We start from the raw sequence: 1,608 nt of genomic DNA, 5'->3' as shown, positions 1-1,608 counted from the left end.
TCAACATCAAAGCAAAATATGTATATTTCTCTGTTAGTGTTAAAATTGAAGTTACAATAAAGAAAGAAGCAAAAAATATTGAGCTTAGTTTAATGCTTTTAGCTGAAAAATTAGGATTCTTGTAATATAAGTAGTTGCTTGCAAATTCTGAAATACCAAAGTGCGAGTTAAGAAGATTTAAAATCTGTTCGCTATCCACTTTTATTAATACATAGTCAATGCCGTAATGAGCTTCGACCCAACGGTTGATATCTCGGCTTGTGTCTTCAACCATAAAAAAAGTAGTATCATTTAATTTTTGCCAAGGAATTATATTAAATTTATAGTAAAAAAGTTTCTCTTGCTCTTTGCACAAACTAGAATCAAACTTAATTTTTTCTACATTATCAGCTTGAAGTATAGGCATTAAACCTAATGCAATTTTTTATTTAAGTCACGTGAAAATGAAGATATGACCTCGCTACTACGCTTATCATCTTTACGTTCATGCATTATTTTTTTTACAGCATCAGCAGCTATACTCGCTGTGTTAGCCTGTAAATCTCCAAGAGCTTTTTCAACTTGGTCAGTGACTTTCTTCAAGTTAGAATGGGCATTATCATCTAATGTCTGATCTAGCTGCTGTCTATTGTGCTTAATGATACTATTAGCTTTATCAAGTGCTTCATTCATCATTTTATTAACTTCTGCATCTAATTCTTTGTATTTTTTAGAAGATTTTTTGTAATACTCCAACATATCTTTCCTGAATTTTTCAGTTTCTTCACTTGAAAATTTGCTTTTGTTACGCTTATTGTTAAGCGCATTTTTTATCACTTTCTTTAGCAATTTATACGAAAGGACAAAACTTACCAAGAAGGCAAGACCGATAATCAGTGATGTAGACATAAAAACCCCTAAAATTCTTTGGACACCAAGTCAGCAATAAATTCCTCTTCAATTTCAGAATGAGTCAATTTAGTATAATAAATTAAAGCAATACTAGTAGCCATTTGTTTTAACTGATCAGTATATTCAGATTTAAATTCTGCCACTTTTTTTTCAATAAGCTTGCTCTTTTTTTTATCTTCCTCTTCTAATATATTCTTAACATTAGCTCTCATTTCTTCTACCTGAGCAAGTGCATCATCTATGATTTTTTTTGCCTGTATTCTAGCTTGGGTTAAAGCTGCGTTATACTTGGTAATCTGATCTTCCGTAAGTCTTAAAAGATGAACAGAACTATTAAAAGAACCCAATACTTCTTTACTTCTAGTGCTTATTATTTCATCTAACTTTGGCAAAAATAAACAACTTACTACGAAAAAAAGTGAAGAGAAAAAAATTAAAAACCAAAAAACTTGAGAAAAGAAGGTTGAAACATCAAGCTGTGGCATCTGTTAAGCAGCAAATATTAATAACATTGCAAGTACAAACGCAAGCAATCCCATGATTTCAACCATGGCAGCACCAATATAAACATAACTTTTCATTTTACCTTCTGATTCAGGGTTTCTCGCAATCCCATTTAACATAGCAGAGAAGATATTAGCTATACCTAAACCAGCGCCGAGCATTCCAAACACAGCTAAACCAATTGCTATAAATTTTAAAGCTACTAAATCCATA

At 31.3% G+C, this 1,608-nt stretch carries 3 protein-coding genes and 1 pseudogene; all 4 read right to left on the bottom strand.

What is annotated here, in order from left to right:
- Nucleotides 1-406: pseudogene (locus tag OZD62_RS00255) on the bottom strand (glycosyltransferase family 2 protein); the annotation flags it as partial.
- 5 nt (nt 407-411) lie between these two features.
- Nucleotides 412-888 (bottom strand): F0F1 ATP synthase subunit B family protein, encoded by a 477-nt coding sequence (locus tag OZD62_RS00250; protein ID WP_070356812.1) that lies wholly within the window; start codon nt 886-888, stop codon nt 412-414.
- Between the two features lie 8 nt (nt 889-896).
- Nucleotides 897-1,376, bottom strand: coding sequence for a F0F1 ATP synthase subunit B family protein (locus tag OZD62_RS00245; RefSeq protein ID WP_275019177.1), 480 nt, complete (start codon nt 1,374-1,376; stop codon nt 897-899).
- Between the two features lie 3 nt (nt 1,377-1,379).
- On the bottom strand, nt 1,380-1,607 hold the full coding sequence (locus OZD62_RS00240) for a F0F1 ATP synthase subunit C (protein WP_006014985.1): 228 nt from the start codon (nt 1,605-1,607) through the stop codon (nt 1,380-1,382).
- Nucleotide 1,608 lies beyond the last annotated feature (1 nt).

It is taken from the genome of Wolbachia endosymbiont of Drosophila seguyi (assembly GCF_028981765.1).
GTDB classification, from domain to species: Bacteria; Pseudomonadota; Alphaproteobacteria; order Rickettsiales; family Anaplasmataceae; genus Wolbachia; species Wolbachia pipientis.
Note: the sequence above shows the minus strand (reverse complement) of the source record. Positions and strands in the feature narration are given on the sequence as shown.